Source organism: Pacificitalea manganoxidans, from assembly GCF_002504165.1.
Lineage (GTDB): Bacteria > Pseudomonadota > Alphaproteobacteria > Rhodobacterales > Rhodobacteraceae > Pacificitalea > Pacificitalea manganoxidans.
Map to the genome: position 1 here is coordinate 1,685,366 of NZ_CP021404.1, position 23,159 is coordinate 1,708,524.

General features: G+C 64.4%; 21 protein-coding genes. 19 read left to right on the forward strand and 2 right to left on the reverse strand.

The features are described from left to right. Positions 1–52: 52 nt before the first annotated feature. Entirely contained in the window at positions 53–1,063 is a 1,011-nt protein-coding gene (locus tag CBW24_RS07615; protein WP_198405139.1) for an ABC transporter substrate-binding protein, read from the forward strand. A gap of 372 nt (positions 1,064–1,435) precedes the next feature. Here CBW24_RS07615 and miaA read toward each other — a convergent pair whose 3' ends face one another. Next, positions 1,436–2,299, reverse strand: coding sequence for a tRNA (adenosine(37)-N6)-dimethylallyltransferase MiaA (gene miaA / locus CBW24_RS07620; protein WP_232529619.1), 864 nt, complete (start codon positions 2,297–2,299; stop codon positions 1,436–1,438). 103 nt (positions 2,300–2,402) lie between these two features. On the opposite strand from miaA, the gene pyrH reads away from it, so the two are divergent. The 13 genes from pyrH to lpxB all read left to right on the forward strand — a co-directional run bounded on the left by pyrH (position 2,403) and on the right by lpxB (position 15,605). Further along, positions 2,403–3,164, forward strand: coding sequence for a UMP kinase (gene pyrH, locus CBW24_RS07625; RefSeq protein ID WP_088663981.1), 762 nt, complete (start codon positions 2,403–2,405; stop codon positions 3,162–3,164). A gap of 148 nt (positions 3,165–3,312) precedes the next feature. After that, positions 3,313–3,876: a ribosome recycling factor gene (gene frr / locus CBW24_RS07630; protein ID WP_088663982.1), complete on the forward strand. Its 564-nt coding sequence runs from the start codon at positions 3,313–3,315 to the stop codon at positions 3,874–3,876. A gap of 288 nt (positions 3,877–4,164) precedes the next feature. Continuing rightward, positions 4,165–4,851 (forward strand): polyprenyl diphosphate synthase, encoded by a 687-nt coding sequence (uppS, locus tag CBW24_RS07635; protein WP_269779737.1) that lies wholly within the window; start codon positions 4,165–4,167, stop codon positions 4,849–4,851. A 126-nt stretch (positions 4,852–4,977) separates the two neighbouring features. After that, entirely contained in the window at positions 4,978–5,781 is an 804-nt protein-coding gene (locus CBW24_RS07640) for a phosphatidate cytidylyltransferase (protein ID WP_097373191.1), read from the forward strand. Then, positions 5,778–6,959, forward strand: a complete 1,182-nt coding sequence (gene dxr, locus CBW24_RS07645) for a 1-deoxy-D-xylulose-5-phosphate reductoisomerase (RefSeq protein WP_097373192.1) — start codon at positions 5,778–5,780, stop codon at positions 6,957–6,959. The genes CBW24_RS07640 and dxr overlap by 4 nt, the downstream gene beginning before the upstream one ends. A gap of 79 nt (positions 6,960–7,038) precedes the next feature. Beyond that, a complete protein-coding gene (rseP, locus tag CBW24_RS07650) occupies positions 7,039–8,376 on the forward strand; it encodes an RIP metalloprotease RseP (RefSeq protein ID WP_097373193.1) in 1,338 nt (445 codons plus the stop codon). Positions 8,377–8,579: 203 nt separating this feature from the next. Next, on the forward strand, positions 8,580–8,711 hold the full coding sequence (locus CBW24_RS18715) for a hypothetical protein (RefSeq protein ID WP_269779738.1): 132 nt from the start codon (positions 8,580–8,582) through the stop codon (positions 8,709–8,711). 249 nt (positions 8,712–8,960) lie between these two features. Beyond that, on the forward strand, positions 8,961–11,297 hold the full coding sequence (gene bamA / locus CBW24_RS07655; RefSeq protein ID WP_097373194.1) for an outer membrane protein assembly factor BamA: 2,337 nt from the start codon (positions 8,961–8,963) through the stop codon (positions 11,295–11,297). 1 nt (position 11,298) lies between these two features. Next, positions 11,299–12,111, forward strand: a complete 813-nt coding sequence (locus CBW24_RS07660; RefSeq protein WP_097373195.1) for an OmpH/Skp family outer membrane protein — start codon at positions 11,299–11,301, stop codon at positions 12,109–12,111. Between the two features lie 117 nt (positions 12,112–12,228). Then, complete coding sequence (gene fabZ / locus CBW24_RS07665; RefSeq protein ID WP_097373196.1) at positions 12,229–12,714, forward strand: 3-hydroxyacyl-ACP dehydratase FabZ; 486 nt, start codon at positions 12,229–12,231, stop codon at positions 12,712–12,714. Beyond that, positions 12,714–13,511: an acyl-ACP--UDP-N-acetylglucosamine O-acyltransferase gene (gene lpxA / locus CBW24_RS07670; protein WP_088663990.1), complete on the forward strand. Its 798-nt coding sequence runs from the start codon at positions 12,714–12,716 to the stop codon at positions 13,509–13,511. Before fabZ ends, lpxA begins: the two co-directional genes overlap by 1 nt. Positions 13,512–13,521: 10 nt before the next feature. Further along, the gene (locus CBW24_RS07675) at positions 13,522–14,454 is read left to right on the forward strand and encodes an LpxI family protein (RefSeq protein WP_097373197.1); all 933 of its coding nucleotides are present in this window, start codon (positions 13,522–13,524) and stop codon (positions 14,452–14,454) included. Then, positions 14,451–15,605 carry a lipid-A-disaccharide synthase gene (gene lpxB / locus CBW24_RS07680; RefSeq protein ID WP_097373198.1) on the forward strand — a complete coding sequence of 385 codons (1,155 nt, stop codon included), beginning with the start codon at positions 14,451–14,453 and terminating at the stop codon, positions 15,603–15,605. Before CBW24_RS07675 ends, lpxB begins: the two co-directional genes overlap by 4 nt. A 76-nt stretch (positions 15,606–15,681) precedes the next feature. Here the strand turns inward: lpxB and mnmA are convergent, their stop codons facing one another. Beyond that, positions 15,682–16,827 (reverse strand): tRNA 2-thiouridine(34) synthase MnmA, encoded by a 1,146-nt coding sequence (gene mnmA, locus CBW24_RS07685; RefSeq protein ID WP_097373199.1) that lies wholly within the window; start codon positions 16,825–16,827, stop codon positions 15,682–15,684. Positions 16,828–16,945: 118 nt separating this feature from the next. Between mnmA and sciP the strand changes: the two genes are divergently transcribed. From sciP to CBW24_RS18720, 5 genes are all read left to right on the forward strand, one after another. After that, positions 16,946–17,314 carry a CtrA inhibitor SciP gene (sciP, locus tag CBW24_RS07690; RefSeq protein WP_088663994.1) on the forward strand — a complete coding sequence of 123 codons (369 nt, stop codon included), beginning with the start codon at positions 16,946–16,948 and terminating at the stop codon, positions 17,312–17,314. 142 nt (positions 17,315–17,456) lie between these two features. Then, entirely contained in the window at positions 17,457–18,170 is a 714-nt protein-coding gene (ctrA, locus tag CBW24_RS07695; protein ID WP_097374166.1) for a response regulator transcription factor CtrA, read from the forward strand. 105 nt (positions 18,171–18,275) lie between these two features. Then, positions 18,276–20,582 (forward strand): NAD-dependent DNA ligase LigA, encoded by a 2,307-nt coding sequence (gene ligA / locus CBW24_RS07700; RefSeq protein WP_198405140.1) that lies wholly within the window; start codon positions 18,276–18,278, stop codon positions 20,580–20,582. Further along, entirely contained in the window at positions 20,579–22,687 is a 2,109-nt protein-coding gene (recG, locus tag CBW24_RS07705; RefSeq protein WP_097373200.1) for an ATP-dependent DNA helicase RecG, read from the forward strand. The genes ligA and recG overlap by 4 nt, the downstream gene beginning before the upstream one ends. A 128-nt stretch (positions 22,688–22,815) precedes the next feature. Beyond that, on the forward strand, positions 22,816–22,938 hold the full coding sequence (locus tag CBW24_RS18720; RefSeq protein WP_269779771.1) for a hypothetical protein: 123 nt from the start codon (positions 22,816–22,818) through the stop codon (positions 22,936–22,938). Positions 22,939–23,159: the final 221 nt, after the last annotated feature.

A 23,159-nucleotide genomic window follows, 5' to 3' on the forward strand; every position in this document is an offset into this window, starting at 1 on the left:
CGGGCTCGGGCGTGAATTTCAACCAGATATAAACCCGCAAGGAGGTAATGACATGACGATCAAGACTTGGGCCGCGACGGTTCCCGCGGCCATGGCTGGCGCCGCGATGGGGTTGGCCGCGCAGGGGGCGATGGCGCAGGATGCGCTGACGCTGCAACTGAAATGGGTCACGCAGTCCCAGTTCGCGGGCTACTACGTCGCCTTGGAAGAAGGATTTTACGAGGAAGAGAACCTCGACGTCACGATCAAGCCGGGCGGTCCCGACATCGCACCCGTTCAGGTGCTGATGGGTGGCGGGGCCGATGTGATGGTGGACTGGATGCCTTCTGCGCTGGCGGCGCGCGAAAATGGCGCTCCGGTGGTCAACATCGCCCAGCCCTTCAAAAGCTCCGGCATGATGCTGACCTGCCTGAAGGAAACCGGGATCGAAACGCCCGAGGATTTCCCGGGCAAGAAGCTTGGCGTCTGGTTCTTTGGCAACGAATATCCGTTCCTTAGCTGGATGAGCCAGCTTGAGATCCCGACGGAGGGCGGCGAAGACGGTGTCGAGGTGCTCAAGCAGGCGTTCAACGTCGATCCGCTCCTGCAAAAGCAGGCCGATTGCATCTCGACCATGACCTATAACGAATATTGGCAGGTTCTGGACGCGGGCATCGCCGAAGAGGATCTGGTGACGTTCAAATACGAAGATCAGGGCGTCGCCACCCTCGAAGACGGGCTTTATGTGCTGGAGGAAGACCTCGAAGATCCGGCGACGGTGGAGAAGCTCGCCCGCTTCGTGCGCGCCTCCATGAAGGGCTGGAAATGGGCGGAGGAGAACCCCGATGCCGCCGCCGAGATCGTGCTTGAATACGACGAAACCGGCGCTCAGACCGAAGAGCATCAGCAGTGGATGATGGGTGAGGTCGCCAAGCTGACCGCAGGAAGCGACGGCACGCTCGACGAGGCCGACTACCAGCGCACCGTGGACAGCCTAATGTCCGGCGGCTCCGACCCCGTCATCACCAAAACGCCCGAAGGCGCATTTAGCCATGTGGTGACCGATCAGGCCTTTGGCGGCTGATTGAACAGGGTGCGCGCGGAATGGCCCGCGCGCACCTGTCGCATTGCGGGACAGCGCCCTGACCGCGTTCCGTAAGGGACATGCGCCCCGCAAACGCTGCGCGGCAGGGGCGTGTTCCTTTGAACATGAGGCGCCGAACGTCTGCTGCGATCGGGTAGGTGCAGGCACCTTTCAAATCACTGGGTTCGCGCTGAGCGTCATCACCGGGAGGAGGCGCGGTCTGCTCCCGCTGTTTCCGCCAAATACCGTGCGAAGCCGGGTGGCGTATGGCCTGCCTCCCTAGTGACCCGCGCCGCCAGCGAACTGCCATGTTGACGTGTCTGCCACGCATCGCCACGGGGCAGCACCGCCAATGCCCGCTGTGGCATTCATTCAGGGCAACTCAACGGCTTGCCACGCCCCCATCCTCGCCCTGAACCAGCTGCGTTGACGTTTCGCATATTGGCGGGAGGCGATGACGGCGCGGGTGCGGGCTTCGTCCAGGGTAAGCTCCCCCTTCAGGTGACCGATCAACTCCGACGCGCCAATCGCGCGGGCGGATTGCGCCGTGGGGGACCATGTGGCGAAGTTGGCGCGGGCCTCCTCCAGCGCGCCATGCTCCAGCATCATGTCAAACCGCCGGGCGATCCGGGCATTGAGCCACTCGCGATCAACCCGCATGACAAGGGGCTGGGCATTGGCCAGCGGCAGGAGGGGCGGCGGCGTGTCGTCCTGCCATGCGGCGATGCCACGCCCGGTGGCGCGCAGCACTTCCCATGCGCGCTGCACCCGTGCGCGGTTTTGCAGGTCCAGCCGTGCCGCGCTTGCGGGATCAAGCGCGTCGCGCATCAATTCCAGCGGCAGCAGATCGGCCTCGGCGCGGATCTCGGGCGGGGTGGCGGGAATTTCGGCCAACCCTTCGGTCAGCGCGGAGAAGTAGAGCCCGGTGCCCCCGACAATGATCGGGCGCGCGCTTGCCGCGAGAATCGGCGCAACCTCGCGCAGCCAATGCCCGACGGAGTAATCGGCATCCCCCGCGATGTGACCATAAAGCCTGTGCGGCGCGCGGGCTTCCTCCTCGGCGGAGGGGCGCGCGGTCAAAATGCGCCAGTTGTCAAAGACCTGCAGCGCATCGGCATTCACGATGACGCCGCCAGAGCGGGCGGCGATCTCCAATGCCAGCGCGGATTTTCCACTGGCGGTCGGCCCGGCGATCAGCACCGGACGCTCCGCATCGAGGGTCTGCCACAAGGTCACCTGCCGCTCCTGTCCATCCGCGCCGTATCGCCGGTTGAACCCGGCCCCGATTTCCGACATTTTCCGCCGCAGCAATTTCTGGCCGGATCGGGAGACCCACATAATGCAGGACGCCACCCCCTCGCAACCGGACCCGGCATCGTCCCCGGCCCCCCAACCCGCCTATGGGCGGGTGCTGCTGAAGATCTCGGGCGAGGCGCTGATGGGCCCGCAGGGCTACGGCCTGCATCCGCCCACCGTGCAGCGTATCGCCAATGAGGTGAAGAGCGTTCACGCGCTTGGCGTCGAGATCTGCATGGTGATCGGCGGCGGCAACATCTTCCGCGGGCTGCAAGGCTCGGCTCAGGGGATGGAGCGGACGACCGCAGATTACATGGGCATGCTCGCCACTGTGATGAACGCGCTGGCCATGCAATCCGCGCTGGAGGAGCTGAAAATCCACACGCGGGTGATTTCGGCTATTCCGATGGATCAGGTCTGCGAGCCCTACATCCGGCGCCGCGCCGTGCGCCATCTGGAAAAGAAACGAGTCTGCATCTTTGCTGCGGGCACGGGCAATCCCTATTTCACCACCGATACCGCCGCGACGCTGCGCGCCAATGAGATGTCTTGCGAGGCGATCTTCAAAGGCACCAAGGTCGATGGCGTCTATGACAAGGACCCGGTGAAGTTCGAAGATGCGAAACGCTACTCGACTGTCACCTATGACGAGGTGCTGCAGCAGCATCTGGGGGTGATGGACGCGTCCGCGATTGCGTTGGCGCGGGACAATGATTTGCCGATCATCGTGTTCTCGCTGGATGAACCGGGCGGTTTCCGCGGCATCCTTGCGGGGCAGGGCACCTATACCAAGGTTCATGGCTGACGGCGCGCAAACGGCGCACTTCCACATCAGACAGCGGGCAGGTTTCGCGAAAACCTGCCTATACAACCCTGACATATCCACGATATGTCAGGGAACAGCCGGCGGCGCGTCCGCCATCAAGACACTTCGATAAAGGAGGAGAGGCGCCTTGGCAGAGAATTTCGAGCTCGATCTTGACGATCTCAAGCGCCGTATGGACGGTGCAATGGCCGCTCTCAAAACGGAATTTCACACCCTGCGGACGGGGCGTGCAGCCGCGACGATGGTCGATCCGATCACCGTCGACGCCTATGGTCAGATCACGCCGCTCAATCAGGTCGGCACGATCAACGTGCCCGAGCCGCGAATGCTGACGATCAATGTCTGGGACAAGTCGCTCATCAACAAGGTTGAGAAGGCGATCCGCGAAAGCGGCCTTGGCATCAACCCGGTCGTCGATGGCACCGTCATCCGCCTGCCGATTCCGGAGCTGAACGAGGAACGCCGCCGCGAGATGACCAAGATCGCCGCGCAATATTCCGAAAGCGCCCGCGTCGCGGTTCGCAACGTGCGTCGCGATGGCATGGATATCCTCAAGAAAGCCAAGAATGACGGCCTGAGCGAGGACGATTTTAAGATTTGGTCCGATGAGGTTCAGACCCTGACCGATGAATATATCGCATCCATTGATTCGACGCTGGAGGCCAAGCAGGCCGAGATCATGCAGGTCTGAGCACCCGCACCCGACCTTTGGCCAAAGGGGGCCGTCATGCCCGGCATCAAACGGACCGAACCGCACCGCACCGCCGCCCCGAAGGGACGGCGGTCTTTGCGATTAGGTGGGCTGACCTCTGCCAGTCCCGCGCCGCGGGGCACCGACACACCTTGCGCGCAGGAGCGTGCAGCAGGGGGGAAAAAGCCTGGCAATCAGGGCGGCGCGCCGCTCTCCCCGCCGACCAGCGGCACGACTGCATCTGGTGACCGGTCCGGCGTGGCGGGGCGTGCGGCGGGGCCGCACCATGTGGCGATTATCATGGACGGCAATGGCCGTTGGGCGACGTCGCGCGGACGTCCGCGCTTGTTCGGGCATCAGGCCGGTGCCCGCCGGGTCAGCGATATTGTCGAGACCTGCCCCGATCTGGGCATTCGGTATCTGACGATCTTTGCCTTCTCGACAGAGAATTGGAAACGCACCCAGACCGAAGTCAGTGGTCTGATGACCCTGTTTCGCCGCTACATCACCAAAGAGGCGCAGCGCCTTTTGCAGGGGGGCGTGCGGGTGCGGTTCATCGGGGATCGCGAGCGGCTGGACCCGAAGCTGGCGCGGCTGATGGACGAGTTGGAGCAGTTGACCGCGGCAAACGAAGCGCTGCATCTGACGGTGGCGTTGAATTATGGCGGTCGGGACGAAGTGACCCGCGCGACCCGCAGGCTTGCCGCCGAAGTGGCCGCCGGGCGGCTTGCACCCGAGGATGTCGATGCCTCGACGCTGGCGCGGTTTCTGGACACCTGTAGCCTGCCGGACCCGGATCTGGTGATCCGCACCTCGGGCGAAGCGCGGATCTCGAACTTCCTGCTGTGGCAGTCCGCCTATGCGGAATACGAGTTTGTCGATACCCTGTGGCCCGATTTCGATCCGGACTGCTTCCGCGAGGTGATCGGGCGCTATGGCAATCGCGACCGCCGGTTCGGAGCGGTGCATGGCTGACATCCTGCCCGTCGCCGCGCGGGGGACTGGGCGTTTCGGCGCCAGCCCCGCCTTCGCCCGGCTGCACATTGCCGCGCTGCGCGCTATGTTGCCCGCAAGACCGATGCCAAGAACGGAGCTTCATCCATGACCACCGCGAGCCGCGCCAGAAACGGCCGCTGGGACGACCTGATGCCACGCCTGACTTCGGGGGCGGGCATGGTGATCGTCGGCATTATCGCGATCCGGCTGGGCGGCGTCTGGTTTCAGATGTTGGCGGTGTTCGTCACCGCCGTGATGGTATGGGAACTGGCGCGCATGATCCGGCAGGACGGCAATACCGCGATGCTGCTGGCGGCGGCCACGGCGTCGGTGCTGTCGGGCCTCCTACAACAGGACAGCGCGCCCTATCTGCTGCTGATGCTGGGGCCCGCGCTGTTCGGCACCTTTGCCATGCCGCGCGAGAGACTGACGTTTTTCCTGTTCGCGCTGGGGATTTCGGCGGCGGGCTGGGGGCTTGTCACCTTCCGCGATACCTATGGCGGGACGTGGCTATTCTGGCTGGTGCTCTGCGTCGTGGCCACCGACATTCTGGGTTATTTCGCCGGGCGCGCGTTTGGCGGGCCAAAGTTCTGGCCGCGCATCAGCCCTAAAAAAACGTGGTCTGGCGCGGTTGCGGGCTGGATCGGCGCAGCGGCTGTGGGGGCGATCTTTCTCAGCTTCACCGATGCCGGTTGGGATCTGATCTGGATCTCCGCGCTGCTGTCTTTTGCCTCGCAGATGGGGGACATCGCGGAAAGCGCGCTCAAGCGGCGCATGGGGGTCAAGGACAGTTCTGGCCTGATCCCCGGCCATGGCGGGCTGTTTGACCGGTTCGACGGGCTGTTGGGCGCGGCGCTCTTCATGCTGGCCGTGGCCTTTGTGGTCGAGGTGCCGCAGGTGCATCTGTGAGCCGCAGGCGGATCAGCATTTTCGGCGCGACCGGTTCTATCGGGGTGAACACCGTCGATCTTATCGCCCGCGCGCCGGAGCGATTCGAGGTCGTGGCCCTGACCGGCGGGCATAATGTGGCACTGCTGGCCGAACAGGCCCGGCAACTGGGCGCGCAGTTCGTAGCCACCGCACATGCCGAACAGGGCGCCGCGCTAGCCGAGGCGCTGGCGGGCAGCGGCATCGCCTGCGGGGCCGGTCCTGCTGCGATGGACGAAGCCGCCGCGCGGGACGCAGATTGGGTCATGTCCGCGATTGTCGGCGCAGCCGGGCTGAAACCGGGGCTGCAAGCGTTGGAGCGCGGCGCGACGCTGGCGCTCGCCAACAAGGAATCGCTGGTCTGTGCCGGCGCGTTGATGCTGCAAACCGCGGCCCGCGCCAATGCGACGCTGCTGCCGGTGGATAGCGAACATTCCGCAGTGTTTCAGGCGCTGACGGGGGAGCCGCGCGGCGCGGTGGAACGGATCGTCATCACTGCTTCGGGTGGGGCGTTCCGCGACTGGAGCCACGCCCAGATGCGCGAGGCCACCCCGGAACAGGCCGCCGCGCATCCGAACTGGTCGATGGGCCAGCGCATTACCATCGACAGCGCCTCGATGTTCAATAAGTCGATGGAAGTCATTGAGACACATGAGTTCTTTGGTATAGATCCCGACCGGATCGAGGTGCTGGTGCATCCCGAAAGCCTTGTTCACGCGCTGGTGGGGTTTTCCGACGGCGCGTTGATGGCGCATCTCGGCCCGCCGGATATGCGCCATGCGATCGGCTACGCACTGAATTGGCCCGAACGCCACCCGCTGCCGGTGGAGCGGTTGGACCTCGCGCGTATTGGCTCGTTGAATTTTGCGGCGCCCGATGAGACCCGTTTTCCGGCCCTGCGCCTCGCGCGGGAGGTGATGGCCGCAGGTGGGCTCTCGGGCGCGGTGTTCAACGCGGCCAAGGAACGCGCGCTGGATGGATTTCTGGCGCGGCAGTTGCGGTTCACGGACATGAGCGTCGTGGTCGAAGAAGTGCTCGCGCAGATGTGGTCACGCGGTGGGCTTGGAAATGCCGCGATGAGCCTTGATAACGTGCTCGCGGCGGATGCCGAGGCCCGCCGCCGCGCGGGTGAGGTCATCGCAGGGCGGCAGGTCGCCTGACCCCGATGCACGCCTGATAGGGCGCGCACCATATGAATGACGGGCCTAGCCCGCGACGAGACAGGACGGACGGACAGGCATGGACATTCTCAGCGACATCCCGAGCTTTGGCGGAGTGATCGGGACGATACTCGCCTTTGTCGTCGCGCTGTCGATCATCGTGGCGATCCACGAATACGGCCATTACATCATCGGTCGCCTGTCGGGCATCCATGCGGAGGTCTTTTCGCTGGGCTTCGGGCCGGTTTTGCTATCGCGCCGGGACAAGCACGGCACCAAATGGCAATTGGCCGCGCTGCCCTTTGGTGGGTTCGTGAAGTTCCTCGGCGATGCGGATGCGGCCTCGGGCAAGGATGGCGAGGCGATTCATCAGATGGACCCCGCTGAGTTGCGCCGCACCATGCATGGCGCGCCGCTCTGGGCGCGTGCGGCCACTGTCGCGGCGGGGCCGATCTTTAACTTCATCCTGTCGATCATCGTGTTTGCCGCCGTCATCGGTGTGCGCGGCATCGCGGTGGAGCCGGTCACGGTTGCGGATGCCGTGGACCTTCCCGCTGATCTGCCGGTGCTGGAGCAGGGCGACGTGATTTTGGGCGTGGGCGGGCAGGAAACCCCTGATTACGCGGCCTTCTATGCTGCGCTCGATGATCTGCCGGTCGAAGACACGGTGCCCTATTCGGTTGATCGGGACGGGCGCGCGCAGACGGTCGAGGCAGTCTATCCCTTCCCGCCGCTGATCAGCGCGTTGCAGCCCGACAGCGCCGCGATGGATGCAGGCCTGCGCGTGGGCGACGTAATCACCGCCATCGACGGCACGCCCATCACCGCCTTCCGCGAATTGCAAAGCGTGGTGGGCGAGGGCGATGGCGCACCGCTGCTGCTCAATGTCTGGCGCGACGGGGCCGAGATGGACTTTACGCTCGCGCCGCGCCGCGTCGATCTGCCCTCGTCCGAAGGCGGGTTCGAAACCCGGTGGCTGATCGGGATCACCGGCGGTCTGGCCTTTACCCCCGCAACGCGCGCGCCCAATCCGGCAGAGGCGGTGTGGATGGGGGTCAAGCAGACCGGCTTCATCATCGAAAGCTCGCTTTCGGGGCTGTATCACATGATCACCGGCGCGATTTCGTCGTGCAATCTGCGCGGGCCTTTGGGCATTGCGGAAACGTCGGGACAGGCGGCGAGCCAAGGCGCGTCGAGCTTCATCTGGTTCATCGCGGTGCTGTCGACGGCGGTCGGGCTTTTGAACCTGTTTCCGATCCCGGTTCTGGATGGCGGGCATTTGGTGTTTCACGCCTATGAGGCCGTGGCAGGCCGCCCGCCCAGCGACCGTGTGCTGCGCGTGCTGATGAGCATCGGGCTGGTTCTGATCCTGTCGCTGATGGTGTTCGGTCTGACCAACGATCTGTTCTGCCCATAAGCTGGGGCAGGGTGCGGGGCGCGGCACTGTTCTGGCGCTGTCGCCTTCGCGCCACATCTACGCAGATTTCCCAGCGCCACCATCGTGCAGCCGCAATTTTGCCCAATTTGGCCTCTACCCCTCAGGTTGAGCGGACCCGACGCAAGGTCACCGTCTATTGAGGCGGTCGCGCCGGGGCCAGAGTCCAGACATAGGTGTGAGACATGCAAACCTTGAGCGCCGGCTATTCCGGGATGAGCCTGATCCTGAACCTGAATTGGGATCGGATCCTCTATGTGGTCACGATTGCCGCCGCGCTTGGCGTGGGCGGTCTGCTGGGCTCGATGCTGGGCTGATACCCGGCTTGGGCTGGCTGCGCGGGATTTCCTCCCCTCGTTTCGCGGAGCAGCCTTGCCGGACATGGAAGAGCGGGCCTTTGGGCCCGCTTTTTCAGTTTTCAGGGGGTCAATCCCGGTCACGGCCCCACGATGCGTGGTGATGCCGCGCGGATCGGGCAGGCGGCGGTGCTTGCGGCTTTTGACAAGCCCCCCCAATCCCGATACTCAGGTCAGCGAAAAGAAACGACGTTTTGGGGACAGTCGGCAATGGCGGGTGCACAGAAAACCGGGGGCCGGACTCTGGTCGGGCGGAACGGACTCCAGAAGGTCGCAGTGGCGACCTTTCTTGGGCTTTCAACGGCTTCCATCGCGGGGCTCGGCCCCGTTGCGGCCCAGAGCTACAGCTTCACCGATGTCGTGATCGAGGGCAATCAGCGGGTCTCGCCCGCGTCGATCGTGTCCTACGCCGGAATCGGGCGGGGGGAGCAGGTGTCTGCGGCTCAGCTGAATGCCGCCTATCAGGGCATCGTGAATTCCGGTCTGTTCGAGACCGTCAATATCGAGCCGCGCGGCAACACGTTGGTCATCACGGTTCAGGAATACCCCACGATCAACGTCATCAATTTCGAAGGTAACCGCCGGATGGATGATGAGGAGCTTCAGGCCCTTATCAAATCCACCTCACGCCGGGTCTATTCCCCGACCCAGGCCGAGGCCGACGCCGCTGCGATCACGCAGGCCTATGCCAGTGCCGGGCGTCTCGCCGCGACGGTGGAACCGGTGATCATCCGCCGTTCCGACAACCGCGTCGATCTGGTGTTCGAAGTGACCGAGGGCAAAGTCGTCGAGATCGAACGCCTTGCCTTTGCCGGCAACCGCGCCTTTTCCGACAGCCGTCTGCGCCGTGTCCTGAGCACCAAACAGGCAGGTATTTTCCGCGCGCTGGTCCAAAGCGACACGTTCATCGCCGAGCGGATCGAGTTCGACAAACAGGTGCTGCGCGACTTCTACCTGTCGCGGGGCTATATCGACTTCCAGACCCTGTCGACGACCACCGAACTGACCCGGAACCGCAACGCCTTCCTGCTGACGTTCAATGTCCGCGAAGGTCAGCAATTCCGGTTGGGCCGCGTCACCGTCACCTCCGAAATCGAAGGCGTGAATGCCGCAGCCTACCGGGAGGCGATCCGCGCCGGTGAGGGCAGCGTCTACTCCCCCTCGATCCTTGAAAACAACGTCGCGCGCATGGAAACGCTGGCGGTGGAACAGGGCGTCAACTTCGTCCGGGTCGATCCGCAGATCACCCGCAACGAACGCGATCTGACGCTTGATGTGAACTACGTCATCACCCGCGGTCCGCGCGTGTTCGTGGAACGCATCGATATCGAAGGCAACACCACCACGCTGGACCGTGTCGTGCGGCGTGAATTCACCAGTGTCGAGGGCGACCCGTTCAACCCCCGCGCCATCCGGCAGAGCGCCGAGCGCATCCGCGCGCTTGGTTTCTTCTCCAACGCCGAGGTGCAGGCCCGCGAAGGTTCGGCCCCCGATCAGGTCATCGTCGACGTGGATGTCGAAGAACAGCCCACCGGCTCGCTGGGCTTTGGCGTCAGCTACGGCGTCAATACCGGGGTTGGCCTGAATGCGAGCTTCTCGGAAAGCAACTTCCTTGGCCGCGGGCAGGCGATCAGCTTTGGCATCAACACCACGACCGACAGCCGCGCGCTGAATTTCAGCTTTGCGGAGCCCGCGTTCCTTGGCCGCGACCTGCGGGCAGGCGTGGCATTCAACTACCGGGAATCCACCAGCGACGACGCGGATTACAACACCCGCATCGGCAGCTTCGGCCCGTTCATCGACTTCCCGTTGGCCGAGCGTAGCCGCCTGCGTCTGCGCTTCTCCGGCAACTACAAAGAATTGTCGAACGTCGACACCGACAACTCCTTTATTCTCCAGCAGGAAGAAGGCTCCTACAGCACCGGCGAAGTCGGCTACACCTACTCGTTTGACAGCCGCAACAGCGGGCTCGATCCGAATGCGGGCGTGTTGGTCCGCTTCAGTCAGGATTTCGGGTTCGGCGACAAATCCTATGTGCGCACCACCGCGCTGGTCGCCGCCGAGAAGGCCGTGCTGAACGAGGACGTGACCCTACGCGCGGAATTCGAAGGCGGCGCGCTGAGCTATTTTGATGGCGGGTCGACCGTGCTTGACCGGTTCGACCTGAACGGCAAGATCCGTGGCTTCGAAAACAACGGCCTTGGCCCGCGTGACCTGAACGCTCCTGACGAAGACGCGCTGAAAGGCGAAATGTTCGCGGTGGCCCGGTTCGAGGCCGATTTCCCGCTGGGCCTTCCCGAAGAATACGGCATCAATGGTGGTGTGTTCTTTGACGTCGGCTCCGTCTGGGGGCTCAGCGATACGGCAGGCGGCGAAGATGGCTCCGATGAGGTCGATGACGCTTTCTACCTGCGGTCCTCGCTCGGCGTGTCGCTGTTCTGGGATACGCCCATCGGGCCGCTGCGCTTCAACTTCGCCAAGCCCATCGTCAAGAAGGACTACGACGAAGAGCAGCCCTTCGACCTGACGATCTCCACCCGGTTCTAAGATGCGTCACTTCGGTGTCTGTCCGCGCAGGCCCGTGCACCGCCTGATCCGGCGTCTCGCCGGGGCAGGCGCGGCGCTGAGCCTGTGCGCGGGCGGCGCTTGGGCCCAAGGTGACGGTCTGTCGCTGGGCACGGTGGTGCAAAACGGCGGGGCTGCGGGGCAGGATCAAATCCCGCGTCCCTCGGCGACACCGCTGCTGACCGTCGATCAGGAGCGGCTGTTTACCGACAGCGCCTTTGGCCGCCGTGTGGCACGGGAGCTGGAGCAGGCCGGAAATGAACTGGCTACCGAAAATCGCAGCATCGAGGAGGAACTGACCTCCGAAGAGCAAAGCCTGACCCAGCGCCGCGGGGCGATGCAGCCCGCCCAATTCCGCAAGCTGGCAGATACGTTCGATGAAAAGGTCACCGCCCTGCGGCGTCAGCAGGACAGCAAGACCCGCGCCCTGACACGCCGTCGCGATCTGGAACGTCAGCTGTTCTATTCCAGCGCTGTGCCCATTCTGGGGGAGCTTCTGGCCGAAATGGGGGCCGTCGCCATCCTCAATGAGCGGGCCGTGTTCATTGCCGCCGATTCCGTCGACGTGACCGATGAGGCGATCGCCCGGATCAATGACCGGATCGGCGCAGGGTCCGGGGTAGGGCGGCTGCTGCCCGAAGAGCCAGCGCAGGACAGCGATGGCTTGGGCCCGATGTCGGACCCGACCGAGGCGGGCGATGGGTTGTTGTCACCTGGGCTTCCCGACGAATTTCCTGTCGACGATAGTGACACCGGCACCGACACCACCCCCGCGCCGCTTCCCGACGATCAGTAATAGCGTGCATGGGCGTCAGCGGGGCGGTGTTCCGTTTCGACATTGCCACGCCGCCGCCTTGCCCGCCCCCGCGCGGCAATGCTAGGTGAAGTCAACCTGACAGGAAGGACCCGTGGCATGACCGACAATGCGCCTCTCTCGGCCGATATCGACCTGATCCAGCGGATTATTCCGCATCGCTACCCGTTTCTGCTGATCGATAAGGTGCGTGACATCGTGCCGAACGAAACGGCTGTGGGGGTCAAGAACGTCACCTTCAACGAGCCGCATTTCCAAGGTCATTTCCCCGGCGCGCCGATCATGCCCGGCGTCACCATCATCGAGGCGCTGGCGCAGACCGCCGCCGTCATGGTGGGTGTGTCCGAAGGGCTCGCCGACAAGAACATGCTCGTTTACTTCATGGCCATCGATAAGGCAAAGTTCCGGCGCAAGGTCGTGCCCGGCGATGTGCTAGAGCTAAAGGTCACCGTCAAACGCGGCGGCGGCAAGGTCTGGAAATTCGAAGGCGTCGCCACCGTCGAGGGCGAGATGGCAGCGCAGGCCGAATTCACCGCGATGATGGATCTGGGCGCGGCCAAGGCCGACAGCGCGGAAACCGCCTGATGGCTGTTCACCCCGATGCACAGGTGCATGGCTCGGCCGTGGTCGAGCCGGGCGCGGAACTGGCCGCAGGTGTCGTCGTCGGCCCGTTTGCGGTGATCGGGGCTGAGGTGCGCATCGCCCAGAACACCGAGATCAAATCTCATGCGGTGATTACCGGTCGCACCTCCATCGGGCCGGACTGCGTGATTTTCCCCTTTGCGGTGATTGGTGAGATTCCGCAGGATCTGAAATTCCGCGGGGAACAGACCCGGCTGGAAATCGGCGCGCGCAATCGCATCCGCGAGCATGTCACCGTCAACACCGGCACCGAAGGCGGCGGCGGTTTAACCCGGATCGGGGATGATTGCCTGATCATGGCGGGCGCGCATGTCGCCCATGACGCGCAGATCGGCAACCGCGTGATCCTTGTCAACAACTCCGCCGTGGCCGGGCATTGCCAGATTGAGGATGAGGTCATCATCGGCGGGCTGTCGGGCATTCACCAATGGGTGCGGATTGGCCGTGGCGCCATCATCGGTGCGGTCAGCATGGTCACCAATGACGTCATCCCCTACGGGCTGGTGCAGGGGCCGCGTGGCCAGTTGCACGGTCTGAACCTTGTCGGGCTGAAGCGTAAGGGCGTGCCGCGTGTCGATATTACCGCGCTGCGGGCGGCCTATCAGATGCTGGCCCAAGGTGAGGGGGCGTTCATGGACCGCACCAAGCGGCTGGGCGCGGAAACCGAAAGCGACCATGTCCGCGAGATCGTGGATTTCGTCACAGGTGCCACGGATCGCAGTTTCCTGATCCCGCAATGAGGAGGCGCCCATGAGCCTTGCGCTGATCGTCGGCTCGGGTCGTCTGCCAGTGGTGATTGATACCACCCTGCGCGCACGCGGGATCGAGGCACCGGCCTTTGCGCTGGAAAGCACACCCTGTCATCTGGCCCATGCCGAACGGTTCCGGCTGGAACATCTGGGCGGCTTTATCGCAGGGCTCAAGGCACGTGGGATCGACACGATCTGTATGGCGGGCGGGGTGCGTCGGCCCGATCTTGACCCGGATGCCGTAGATGATGCGACCGCGCCGCTGCTGGTGCGGATCGGCACGGCGATGGCACAGGGCGATGATGCGGCTTTGCGCGAATTCATCACCTTGTTCGAAGAACATGGGCTGACGATCCGCGCGGCGCATGAAATTTGCCCTGAATTGCTGCTGCCTGCGGGCGTGCCCAGCCGGGTGCAACTGCGGGCTCACCACCGCGACGACGCCGCGCGCGGGGCGCAGATCGTGGCGGCGATGGGCGCGGCGGATGTGGGGCAGGCCTGCGTGGTGTCGCGCGGTCTGGCGCTGGCGGTCGAAGCGTTGCCGGGAACCGACCGGATGATGCGCGCCTTGATGGCCGATCCCAAGAGCGCCGGGCAGGATCGCCCCGACGCGCTGCGCCCCGAAAGCCTGATGCGTGATGTGCTGCCGCTGACCGACTGGCTGGCCGAATGGTTCGCGCAGCCGCAGCGACCGGGCCGTGATCCGGCGCTGCCGCCGGGGGGCATCCTCTACAAAGGTGCGAAGCCGGGGCAGGATCGGCGCGTCGATCTGCCCGTGATCGGCCCCGACACGATGCTGACCGCCGCCGAGCTAGGGCTGGAGGGCGTGGTCATCGAGGCGGGAAATGTGATGGTTCTGGACTGCGATGCGGTGCTCCGAATTGCCGATGAATCCGGCTTGTTCCTATGGGTTCGTACTTCGGAGGAAGGATGAATAACGCACCGCATCTATATGTGATTGCTGGGGAACCTTCGGGCGACCGTCTGGGCGGCGCCTTGATGCGCGGGATCAATGAGATGGCGCCCGGCACCCGCTGGTCCGGCATCGGCGGGGCCGAGATGACAGCGCGCGGGTTGCTCAGCCTTTTCCCGATGGAAGAGTTGTCGGTCATGGGACTGGCCGAGGTGCTGCCCCGTTACCGTCAGTTGATGCGCCGCATCAATGAGACCGCCCGCGCTGTGATCGACAGTGGCGCGGATGCGCTTGTCACCATCGACAGCCCGGATTTCTGCCTGCGCGTGGCACGGCGGGTGAAGGCCGTGAAACCCGATCTGAAGGTCATTCATTATGTCGCGCCCACCGTCTGGGCGTGGCGTCCGGGGCGCGCGCGCAAGATGGCCGACTGTGTCGATCATGTGCTGGCGCTGTTCCCGTTCGAGCCTCCTTTCATGGAGGCCGCGGGCATGGGCTGCGATTTCGTAGGTCACCCGGTCGTGGCGGAGCCCCAGGCAACTGCCGAGGAGGTCGCGGCTTTCCGTGCCACTCATGGGCTGAGCAGTGACGCGCCGCTGATCCTTGCGCTGCCCGGATCGCGCATGGGGGAGGTCGGTCGGCTTTGCCCGATTTTTGGCGCGGCTCTGACCCGTGTCGTCGCGCGCCATCCTGACGCCCGCATCGTGGTGCCCACGGTAGGGGCGGTCGCGCAGACGGTGGCGGAACTGACGCGCACATGGCCCGGCGCGCCGATCCTGCTGGAGCCGGGCGCGACAGAGGCCAAGCGCGCGGCATTTGCGGCGGCGGATATGGCGCTGGCGGCATCCGGCACCGTGTCGCTGGAACTGGCTGCCGCGCGCACGCCGATGGTGATCGGCTACGACATGGCATGGCTCAGCCGTCAGATCATCGGCCGCTTGCTAAAGGTAAACACCGTCACGCTGGTGAACCTTGTCTCCGACACGCGCGCGGTGCCTGAGTTCATCGGCGATGCCTGCCGTCCCGAGGCCTTGGCAGATGCGCTGCTGTCCACTCTCAGCCATCCTGAGACGCAGCTTGATGCGATGCGGCTGACGATGGAGCGCCTCGGCGAGGGCGGGGAACGCCCCGGACACCGCGCGGCGCGCGCTGTGCTGGATGTCGTGGGATAAAACCTGACCGCGCGGCCACGGGGCTGGGCGGTCAGGCTGATATTGGATGGCGCGCCTGAGAGGGCGGCCTCGGGTCTCAGCCGCGCCAGATCCAGCCGCCGCCCAACACCCGCGTGCCCTCGGTCTCATAGAATACGCAGGCCTGTCCGGGGGACACGCCTTCTTCGGGCGACAGCAATTCCACCGTGGCCGTATCAGGGCCCAGCGGGCGCAGGATCGCTTCCTGAGGGGGGCGTGTCGACCGGACACGGACCGAGATGTGCCATTCGGCCTGACTGTCGAGCGGCGCGTCGCCCAGCCAGTTGATTTCGCGCACCGGAACCATACGGGTCGAAAGCGCCTCCTTTGGCCCCACGAAGACTTGCCGCGTGTCGGGATCCAGCTTCACCACATAGAGCGGCTCGCTCAGCCCACCGATGCCCAGCCCCCGCCGCTGACCGATGGTGTAATGAATGACGCCCTCGTGCCGGCCAAGTTTGGTGCCGTCGAGATGCACGATCTCTCCCGGCTCCCCTGCGCCTGGGCGCAGTTTTTCGATTACCGACGCGTAGTTGCCATTAGGAACAAAGCAGATGTCCTGACTGTCAGGCTTATCCGCCACGGCCAGCCCATGTTTGGCGGCGAGCGCGCGGGTTTCGGCCTTTGAGGTCAGATGCCCCAGCGGGAACCGCAGATAATTAAGCTGCTCCGGCGTGGTCGAGAACAGGAAATAGGACTGGTCACGCCCCGGATCTCCTGCGGAGTGAAGCTCCGGCCCCGCGGCGCCCATCTTGCGTTGGATATAATGCCCGGTCGCCATGCAATCGGCGTCCAGATCGCGCGCGGTTTGCAGCAGATCCTTGAACTTGACCCGCTCATTGCAGCGAATGCAGGGCACGGGTGTCGCGCCGGCCAGATAGCTGTCCGCGAACTCGTCGATTACCGCATCTTGGAAAATGTTTTCATAATCCAGAACGTAATGGGGGAAGCCCATTTCCTCGGCCACGCGGCGGGCGTCATGAATGTCGATCCCCGCGCAGCAGGCGCCCTTTTTGGCCAGCGCCGCGCCATGATCATAAAGCTGGAGCGTCACGCCGATCACATCGTATCCTTGGGACGCCAACTCCGCCGCGACGACCGAGCTATCGACCCCGCCGGACATCGCCACGACGACGCGCGTCTCGGCGGGCGATTTCGCAAAGCCGAGGGAATTGAGCTGCGTTTTGCTGTGATCGAGTGCCATGCCAGTCTCCTAGACCGCGCGATTACGAGAAAAATCCGAGCTATCCACATAGGTACGGTTCACGCCCGTTTAAGGGATTTCCCGCAGTTTGCCGAGAGTCGAACGAAGGGAAATAACAATGTTCCTCAAGAAAGTCGATGGCCCAAGGGCCGTCACCCTGCCGGATGGATCGGTCATGACGCTGGCCGATCTTCCGGCGCCGGAAACGCATCGCTGGGTCGCCAGCCGCAAGGCCGCCGTGGTTCGCGCGGTCACGCATGGGCTCATCAGCGCCGATTTCGCCTGCCGCCGCTACGGCCTCTCCGAGGAGGAGCTCGACAGTTGGCAACGTGCGGTCGCGCGCCACGGGGAACAGGCCCTGAAAGCAACCTCGATCCAGCGATTCCGCGATGATCCCAGCCCGGAGACACCCGCGATCCTGCCCCCCGTGACACCCGGCGTGATTGCCCCGGAGGAGGGGGAGGACCTGCCCGAAACACCGGAATAACCGCCGCTTATCCCCATATATGGTGAGTGCACAACTACAGATTGTTCTGCTAAATTAAGGGACGGTAACTCCGATTTAACCCTTGGCGCGGCATAGGGTTGGAACATTCGGGGATCACTCAGAAACTGTAGTGGAGATGATGATGCGTGTTTTGCTTGTTGAGGACGATCCGGCCACCGCGAAAAGCGTCGAAATGATGCTGACCCATGCCAATCTCAATACCTATCGCACCGATCTGGGCGAGGAGGGCATAGACCTCGCGAAGCTGTATGATTACGACCTTATTTTATTGGATCTGAACCTGCCTGACATGACCGGCCACGAGGTTCTGCGCCAGTTGCGCCAGTCGCGGATCGACACGCCGATCCTGATCCTGACCGGCGCCGATGACACGGAGAGCAAGATCAAGGGATTCGGCTTTGGCGCCGATGACTATCTGACGAAGCCGTTCCACCGTGAAGAACTGGTCGCGCGGATCCACGCCATCATTCGCCGCTCGAAAGGACATGCGCAGTCGGTGATCCGCACCGGGCAGGTCTGCGTCAACCTCGATGCCAAGACGGTGGAGGCGAATAACCGCGCGGTCCATCTAACCGGCAAGGAATATCAGATGCTGGAACTGCTCTCCCTGCGGAAGGGCACGACCCTGACCAAGGAGATGTTCCTTAACCACCTCTATGGCGGCATGGACGAGCCGGAGTTGAAGATCATCGATGTCTTCATCTGCAAGCTGCGCAAAAAGCTGTCTCAGGCCACGGGCGGAGACAACTATATCGAAACCGTCTGGGGACGGGGCTATGTGCTGCGCGATCCCGAACCGCAGGAGATGAACCCCCGCGTGGCAATCGGCGCCTGACCATTCGTCACGAGGGATGCGTAGGCGGGTGTTGCGCCATGCCATTGCTTGAAGCCGACGCATGCGCCCCATATCAGGATCACAGGATCCTGACGGAGGCGCGACATGGCCCGGCGTGGCACGACCGACAACACCCGCTCGGACCCCGTGGACGCGGGACCGGCGAAGGCTTTGCACGATGACGATACGGCACTTGGCGCGCGCGCTGGGGCATCGGGCGCACGCGCCGGGGCATCTGGCGAACGCGCTGGGACATCTGGCGACGGCGCGGGGGCGGGGCAGGCGACCAGCGGCGTCAGCCTGACCGCAGATCTGGCGGTTGCGGATCTAAGCGCGACGCAGGCGGAGGAGGAACTGACCCGCCTTGCCGCCACACTGAACCGCGCCAACACCGCCTACCATACCGAAGATGCGCCGGAGCGATCGGACGCGGACTATGACCGGCTGAAGCAACGCAATGCGGCCATCGAGGCTGCGTTCCCCGAACTAAAGCGCCCCGACAGCCCAAGCGAGGCCGTCGGCGCGGCCCCGGCGGAGGGGTTTTCGAAAGTCGTGCATGATGTGCGCATGCTATCGCTGGGCAATGCATTCGCGGAGGAGGACGTTACTGAATTCGACCGTTCGGTCCGCAGCTATCTGGGGCTTGGGGCGGATGAAGCGCTGGCCTACACGGCAGAGCCGAAAATCGACGGGCTGTCGCTCTCGCTGCGCTATGAAAAGGGCCGTTTGGTTCAGGCCGCAACCCGTGGCGACGGGACGGTGGGCGAAAACGTCACCGCCAACGCGCGAACCATCGACGAGATACCCGAGACGCTTGATAACGCCCCGGATCTGCTGGAGGTGCGCGGCGAGGTCTATATGAGCCACGCGGATTTCGCGGCTCTCAACGCGCGGCAGGAAGAGGCGGGCGCCAAGACATTTGCCAATCCGCGCAATGCCGCCGCCGGATCGCTTCGGCAGTTGGATGCGGAGATCACGCGCGCGCGTCCGCTGCGGTTCTTTGCCTATGCGTGGGGCGCGCTCAGCGCGCCGCTGGCGGAAACGCAATCGGGGGCGATCGCGCGTCTGGCGGAGCTTGGCTTCCCAACCAATCCGCTGACCGCGCTTTGTGCCACGCCGCAGGACATGCTCGACCACTACGCGCAGATCGAGAGCCAGCGCGCCACGCTCGGCTATGACATCGACGGTGTGGTGTATAAGGTCGACAGGCTCGACCTTCAGCAGCGGCTGGGCTTTCGGTCCACCACGCCCCGCTGGGCCATTGCCCATAAATTCCCCGCCGAATTGGCGTGGACGCGGCTGGACCGGATCGAAATTCAGGTCGGGCGGACCGGTGCGCTCAGCCCCGTCGCGCGGCTCGATCCGGTCACGGTGGGCGGTGTCGTGGTGTCGAACGCGACGCTTCATAACGAGGATTATATCGCGGGACGCGACGCGAAAGGCGCGCCGATCCGCGAAGGCCGCGACATTCGCGACGGCGACTGGGTGCAGGTCTATCGCGCGGGCGATGTGATCCCCAAAATTGCCGACGTGGATCTGTCAAAGCGCCCCGACGGATCAAAACCCTATGCCTTCCCCGACCACTGCCCTGAATGCGGGTCCGAGGCGATCCGGGCCGAGGGCGACTCGGTCCGGCGCTGCACCGGAGGCCTGATTTGTCCGGCACAGGCGGTGGAGAAGCTACGCCATTTCGTGTCCCGCGCCGCGTTTGACATTGAGGGCATGGGCGCGCGGCAGGTGGATCAATTCTACCGCGATGGCTGGATCGCGGAGCCTGCCGATATTTTCCGTCTGCACACCACCCATGCGGAGGCGCTGCGCACGCGCGAGGGATGGGGCGAAAAATCCGCTGCTAACCTTCTGACCGCGATCGAGGAGCGGCGGAACATACCGATGAACCGCGTGATCTTTGCGCTTGGCATCCGGCATGTGGGCGAGGGCGGCGCGAACCTGCTGGCCCGCCATTACAGCGGCTGGACCGAATTTGTGACCGCGATGGACGCTGCCGCCGGACGCGAGGGGGCGGCATGGGACGAATTGCTGGCGATTGACGGCGTTGGCACGGTGATGGCGACCGAACTGGTCACCGCATTCGCGCAGGAGGCTGAGCGCGCCTCTATCGACCGGCTTGCGGCGGAATTGCAGATCGCGCCCGTCGCGGCGCCTGCCACCGCAGGCTCCCCCGTCGCGGGCAAGACCGTGGTGTTCACGGGCACGCTGGAAAAGATGACCCGCGCCGAGGCCAAAGCGCGGGCCGAGGCATTGGGGGCGAAAGTTTCGGGCTCGGTTTCGGCCAAGACCGATTTGCTGGTCGCGGGGCCGGGCGCAGGCTCGAAGGCGAAAAAGGCGGCGGAGCTGGGGATCGAGACGCTGGATGAGGATGGCTGGCTCGACCTCATCGCGGGGGCATGAGCACCTCTACGTCCCCGGTGGGCCGACCGCCGGTGCTGTTCCCGCTGTTTGCCGGGCTCGACACGCTAGACGGTATCGGGCCCAAAACCGCGTCGCATTTTGCACAGATGCAGGTGACGCGGCCACGCGATCTGTTGTTCACGCTGCCATCAGGCGGGGCGGATCGGCGGCGCCGTGACACGGTGCGCGGCCTGACCCCGCCGGTTGTCGCAACGGTCGAGGTCGAGGTGCTGCGCCATATGCCCGCCGCGTCCCGTGGCCGCCCGTGGCGGGTGGAGGTGGAGGATGCCGAAACCCGGTTTCAGCTCGTCTTTTTTCATGCGCGCGGCGATTATTTGGAAAAACTGCTGCCTGTTGGCGCGCGGCGACTGGTTTCAGGGCGGCTGGAGACGTTTGATAATATCCTGCAGATGCCGCACCCGGATCACGTCCGGTCGCCCGAAGACGGGGCTGCGATCCCGGATTTTGAGCCGCTCTATCCGCTGACCGCCGGGATCACGCAGAAGCTGATGAGCCGTGCGGCGGCGTCCGCCTTGGCGCGGGTGTCGGACATGGCGGAGTGGATCGATCCCGGTCTGATGGCGCAGAAGGGCTGGCCTGCGTGGGATGCCGCGCTTCGCATGGCCCACGCCCCCCGCCATGCCAGTGACCTGATGCCGGAGGCAGGCGCGCGGCAGCGGTTGGCCTATGATGAACTCTTTGCGCATCAATTGACGCTGGCCTTGGCGCGGGCGGAACGGCGGCGGGTGTCCGGGATTGAAACGCGCGGCGATGGCGGTTTGCGGGACCGGGTTTTGGCGGCGCTGCCCTTTGCGCCCACGGGCGCGCAGACCCGTGCCATGGCGGAAATCGCAGCCGACATGGGCGCGCCCGCGCGGATGAACCGGCTGCTGCAGGGCGATGTCGGCGCGGGTAAAACGCTGGTCGCGCTGATGGCGCTTTTGGTCGCGGTCGAGGCAGGCGGGCAGGGCGTCTTAATGGCCCCGACCGAAATCCTTGCCCGGCAGCACCATGCTTCGATCGCGCCTCTGGCGCAGGCCGCCGGGGTGCGGGCCGAGATCCTGACCGGGCGCGATAAAGGGGCGGAGCGGGCGGCCAAGCTGGCTGCACTGGCCAAGGGCGAGATCGGCATCCTGATCGGCACCCATGCGGTGTTCCAGAAGGACGTGCAATTTGACGACCTGCGGCTTGCCGTGATCGACGAGCAGCACCGCTTTGGCGTGGCGCAGCGGATGCAGCTGGGGGCCAAGGGCGCGCGCGCCGATGTTCTGGTGATGACCGCTACGCCGATCCCGCGCTCGCTCAGCCTTGCGCAATATGGCGATATGGATCTGTCGATTCTTGACGAAAAGCCACCCGGTCGGACGCCGGTCACGACCTCGCTCGTGTCATCGCCGCGCATTCCTGATGTGGTCGAACGTTTGCGCGAGGCGGTCGCTGCCGGGCGGCAGGCCTATTGGGTCTGCCCGCTGGTAGAAGAAAGCGAAAACCTTGACATGACCGCGGCCGAGGACCGGTTTAAGCAACTGCGCGCCGCGCTGGGGGACGGCTTGGTCGGGTTGGTGCATGGGCAGATGCCGGGGCCGGAGCGGGACGCGGCGATGGGGGCCTTCGCGCGCGGAGAGACGGGCGTGTTGGTGGCCACCACGGTGATCGAGGTGGGGGTCGATGTGCCCAATGCGTCGATCATGGTGATTGAGCGGGCCGAAAGCTTTGGCCTTGCGCAGTTGCATCAGCTGCGCGGACGGGTCGGGCGTGGGGCCACGGCGTCCACCTGCCTGCTGCTCTATCAGCCCCCTCTGACCGAAACGGGCCAGCGCCGGCTGGAGATCCTGCGCGAAACGGAGGATGGTTTTCGGATCGCAGAGGAGGATCTGCTGATGCGGGGCGCGGGCGATATGATCGGCACCGCGCAATCCGGCCTGCCCCGGTTTCGCATCGCGGATCTGGAGCGTCAGGCCGGATTGATGAAGCTGGCGCAGAGCGATGCGCGGAAGCTACTGGCCGATGACCCAAAGCTGACGAGCCCCCGCGGTCAGGCGGCGCGGGTGTTGCTGTGGCTTATGGAGCAGGATCAGGCGATCCGGTTGATCCGGGTCGGGTGACGCGGCGCTAAGTGTCTGGGACTCCTTAAAAACCCCTTTTGTTCTCTAATGTTCTCATAAAGTTCTTTACAGAACGAATTGAATATGAGAACAAATGGGCAACGAAAGGTTGGTATGGGAGTTTCGACATGTTCCACGACATCCGCACGATGCTGTCACGGCAGGATGTTCACCTGATACAGGATGCCCTTGGCGCTGCGTCGCTGATCGTCATTCTGGTGGCGGGGCTGCACCTGCCGGGGCTGATCTGACCCAATCTTTCCCGCGTTCACTGCGCGCGGATCACTCTTCGGGATCATGTGCCGATCTTCCCCATCGCGCATGCTTTCATGACACTGCCTGTCACCCTTGCCGCCGGGATTGCCTGTCTCGGTCGCGCCCGAAGAGTTCCGCACCACCTCGCCGCCATCCTTCGGGATGCGCGGCTTTTTTTTGGCCGGAAGCGATGTGATTGTCACGCCGCGCAAAGAGA

What these genes read in the sequence shown, in the direction of transcription:
- fabZ (WP_097373196.1), top strand. Translation starts at nt 12,229, where the DNA reads ATGACCGACAATGCGCCTCTCTCGGCCGATATCGACCTGATCCAGCGG.
- lpxB (WP_097373198.1), top strand. Translation starts at nt 14,451, where the DNA reads ATGAATAACGCACCGCATCTATATGTGATTGCTGGGGAACCTTCGGGC.
- ligA (WP_198405140.1), top strand. Translation starts at nt 18,276, where the DNA reads ATGGCCCGGCGTGGCACGACCGACAACACCCGCTCGGACCCCGTGGAC.
- CBW24_RS18715 (WP_269779738.1), top strand. Translation starts at nt 8,580, where the DNA reads ATGCAAACCTTGAGCGCCGGCTATTCCGGGATGAGCCTGATCCTGAAC.
- CBW24_RS07615 (WP_198405139.1), top strand. Translation starts at nt 53, where the DNA reads ATGACGATCAAGACTTGGGCCGCGACGGTTCCCGCGGCCATGGCTGGC.
- CBW24_RS07675 (WP_097373197.1), top strand. Translation starts at nt 13,522, where the DNA reads ATGAGCCTTGCGCTGATCGTCGGCTCGGGTCGTCTGCCAGTGGTGATT.
- CBW24_RS18720 (WP_269779771.1), top strand. Translation starts at nt 22,816, where the DNA reads ATGTTCCACGACATCCGCACGATGCTGTCACGGCAGGATGTTCACCTG.
- sciP (WP_088663994.1), top strand. Translation starts at nt 16,946, where the DNA reads ATGTTCCTCAAGAAAGTCGATGGCCCAAGGGCCGTCACCCTGCCGGAT.
- CBW24_RS07640 (WP_097373191.1), top strand. Translation starts at nt 4,978, where the DNA reads ATGACCACCGCGAGCCGCGCCAGAAACGGCCGCTGGGACGACCTGATG.
- mnmA (WP_097373199.1), bottom strand. Translation starts at nt 16,827, where the DNA reads ATGGCACTCGATCACAGCAAAACGCAGCTCAATTCCCTCGGCTTTGCG.
- recG (WP_097373200.1), top strand. Translation starts at nt 20,579, where the DNA reads ATGAGCACCTCTACGTCCCCGGTGGGCCGACCGCCGGTGCTGTTCCCG.
- CBW24_RS07660 (WP_097373195.1), top strand. Translation starts at nt 11,299, where the DNA reads ATGCGTCACTTCGGTGTCTGTCCGCGCAGGCCCGTGCACCGCCTGATC.
- pyrH (WP_088663981.1), top strand. Translation starts at nt 2,403, where the DNA reads ATGCAGGACGCCACCCCCTCGCAACCGGACCCGGCATCGTCCCCGGCC.
- ctrA (WP_097374166.1), top strand. Translation starts at nt 17,457, where the DNA reads ATGCGTGTTTTGCTTGTTGAGGACGATCCGGCCACCGCGAAAAGCGTC.
- rseP (WP_097373193.1), top strand. Translation starts at nt 7,039, where the DNA reads ATGGACATTCTCAGCGACATCCCGAGCTTTGGCGGAGTGATCGGGACG.
- lpxA (WP_088663990.1), top strand. Translation starts at nt 12,714, where the DNA reads ATGGCTGTTCACCCCGATGCACAGGTGCATGGCTCGGCCGTGGTCGAG.
- bamA (WP_097373194.1), top strand. Translation starts at nt 8,961, where the DNA reads ATGGCGGGTGCACAGAAAACCGGGGGCCGGACTCTGGTCGGGCGGAAC.